1 protein-coding gene is annotated in these 3287 nt (G+C 68.4%); it reads left to right on the top strand.

Annotated features, from left to right (window positions below; all coding sequences use genetic code 11):
• Nucleotides 1-3287: amino acid adenylation domain-containing protein (locus tag ACFZBD_RS35115; protein WP_391147780.1), on the top strand; the 3287-nt coding region annotated here is incomplete at both ends.

The raw sequence follows: 3287 nt of genomic DNA, 5'->3' as shown, positions 1-3287 counted from the left end.
GGCTTCGAGCTGACGCGGGCGCCGCTGCTGCGGATCGCGGTGCACCGGGAGTCCGATGACGCCTGGCGCATGACGTTCAGCCATATTCATGCGATCACGGAGGGGTGGAGCTACCACACCCTGCTCATGGAGATCGTGAACTGCTACCGCAGCATGCGGGAGGGCAAGGGCGCGACTGCGTATGAGGTGCCGTCGGTGCGGTACGCGGACTTCATCGCGGCCGAGCAGGCCTCACTGGCGGATGCCGGTGACCAGTCCTTCTGGCAGGACGTGGTGGAGGGACACAGCCCGGTCCAGCTCCCCGCCGCCTGGGCGGCGACCGAGGGCCCGCGCGAGTCGCTGGTGGCCCGCGTGCCGTTCGCCGATCTGGAGGAGGGGCTGCGGCGGCTGGCGGCGGGGGCGCGGACCTCGCTGAAGAGCGTGTTGCTGGCGGCGCACCTGAAGGTCCTCGGCTCGCTGACGGCGGAGGATGCCTTTCACACGGGTGTGGTCTATCACGGTCGTCTGGAGGCACCCGGTGCTGACCGGGTGCTGGGCATGCACCTGAACACGCTGCCGTTCCCCGCGGTCAAGGGCGCCCGGACGTGGCGTGAGCTGGTGGAGCAGGTGTACGCGCGGGAGACCGAGATCTGGTCGCACCGCCGCTACCCGCTGCCCGCAATCCAGCGCGCGGCCGGGAACTCCCGTGATCTGCTGACGATCCTGTTCGAGTACCTCGACTTCCACCAGGTCGACAGGGACACCGTCGATGTCCGGCGCAGTCTCGGCAGCGACGGCAATGAGTTCGGGCTGAACGTCATCGCCCGCAACGGGCGGATTAGTCTCTACTGCAACAGCGAGTTCGTCAGCAACGGTGACCTTGAGTGGTTGGCTGGGATGTACCGGTCGGTGTTGGAGTCGATGGCCGCTGATGCGGACGGGGACGCGACGGTCGTGTTTCTGTCGGAGGCGGAGCGCGGGTTGTTGGCGGGTGAGTGGGCCGATGGTGCTCGTGTGGTGTGGCCGGTGGGGTCGACGTTGGATGCGTTCGAGGCGCAGGCCGGGCTGACGCCGGATGCGGTGGCCGTGGTCACGGGTGAGGTGCGGTTGTCGTATCGGGAGGTGGAGGAGCGGGCGAACCGTCTCGCCCATCACCTGATCGCCGCGGGTGCGCAGGCGGACACCCTGGTGGGTGTCTGTCTGGAGCGCGGCCCGGAACTGGTGCCTGCGCTGCTCGGTATCTGGAAGGCGGGTGCGGCGTATCTGCCGCTGGACCCGACCCTCCCCGCCGATCGGCTGGGGTTCATCCTGGCCGATACGGGGGCGAAGCTCCTGATCACGCAGGGCTCCCTGATGGCGACGGTCGCCCCGCTCCACGAGGGCACGCTGATCGTGGTCGACGCCGACCACCGCCGCATCGCCCGACACCCCGCCACCACCCCCCACCGCGACGACACGGACACCCGTGCACTCGCCTATGTCATCTACACCTCTGGTTCCACGGGGCGTCCGAAGGGTGTGATGGTCGAACACGCGGGCCTGATCAACTACCTGCGCTGGACTGTCGACACCTACGCCTCCCAGGGCGAGGGCGGCGCCCCGCTGTTCTCGTCGATCTCCTTCGACCTGGGCATTCCGGATCTGTTCACGCCACTGCTGTGCGGTCGTCCGGTCACCCTGCTGCCAGACGGCATGGAGACGGCTGAGCTGGGTGCGCTGCTGGCTGCTGCCGGTCCGTTCGGGTTCGTGAAGCTCACCCCGGGGCATCTGGATCTGCTGACGCATCAGTTGTCGGCGGAGCAGGCGCACGCTCTGGCGGGTGTGGTCATCGCGGCGGGTGACAACTTCCCGGTCTCCCTCGCGGAGCGCTGGCAGAAGCTGGCCGGCGAGGGTGGCACGAAGGTGGCGACGGAGTACGGTCCCACCGAGGTCACCATCGGCAACTCCGGCCTCATCATCAACCCCGACCACATGCCGGTGACCGAAGCCGTCCCCCTCGGCGCACCCATCCCCAATACGGCCATGTATGTGCTGACCGAGGACCTGCAGCCGACCCCGATCGGGGTTGCGGGTGAGGTCTACATCAGCGGCCACGGACTGGCCCGCGGCTACCTCGGCCGACCCGACCTCACCGCGGAGAAGTTCCTGCCGAACCCGTTCGGCCCGGCCGGCTCCCGCCTCTACCGCACCGGCGACCTGGCACGCTTCCTCCCGGACGGAACGCTGGAAACCCTCGGCCGCATCGACAACCAGGTCAAGATCCGCGGCTACCGCATCGAACTCGGCGAGATCGAGGCCCGCCTGCGCGAACACCCTCACGTACTCGATGCCGTCGTCACCGTCCGCGAGCCCCAGCCCGGCCACAAGCGACTCACGGCCCACCTGGTTCCGCGCGAGAACGAAACCCTCGACACCACTGCCCTCCGCACCTACCTGACGACCACCCTGCCCGACTACATGCTTCCGGCCGCGTTCGTCGTCATCGACAGCATCCCCCTCACCACCAACGGAAAGATCAACCACCGCGCTCTTCCTGCACCCGACCTCGCATCGTTCGCCGTGTCGGAGCGGTTCGTGGCGCCGCGTACTCCGGTGGAGGAGCGGCTGGTGGCGGTGTGGTGTGAGGTGCTGGGTCTGGAGCGGGTCGGTGTCGAGGACAGCTTCTTCGACCTCGGTGGTGACTCGATCCGGGCCGTCCGGCTCGTCGGCGCGCTGCGCGCGGCCGGCTACGACGTGTCCATCCCCGACGTCTTCCAGCTGAAAACCATCGCCGCCCTGGCCGGCCGTGTCGCCGGTCAGGAGGCAGGTGAGTCGCTGATCCAGGCCGTCGAGCCGTTCGCGTTGATCAACGAGCACGACCGCGCCGCGCTGCCCGCCGGTGTCGTGGACGCGTACCCGCTCTCCCAGGTCCAGACCGGCATGCTCGTCGAGATGCTGGCCTCCGGGGACGAGCACGTCTACCAGAACATCAACTCCTTCCGGATCCCGGATCCGGAGCCGTTCGACGGCGCGGCAATGCGTCAGGCCATCGACGCTGTCGTCGCCCGGCACGACATCCTCCGCACGTCCATGCACCTGGACGGATACTCCCAGCCCCTCCAACTCGTCCACGACACCGTCGCCGTTCCCCTCGCCGTGCACGACGGCCGCGGTCGGTCGCAGGCAGAACAGGAGGAGCACGCGCGAACGTACGTCGCGGCAGAACGTGCCGCTGGCTTCGAGCTGACGCGGGCGCCGCTGCTGCGGATCGCGGTGCACCGGGAGTCCGATGACGCCTGGCGCATGACGTTCAGCCATATTCATGCGAT

The organism is Streptomyces sp. NPDC008121 (assembly GCF_042957155.1).
Taxonomy (GTDB): Bacteria; Actinomycetota; Actinomycetes; order Streptomycetales; family Streptomycetaceae; genus Streptomyces.
The sequence above is the reverse complement of the archived record's forward strand: the minus strand, read 5'-3'. Positions and strand labels throughout refer to the sequence as shown.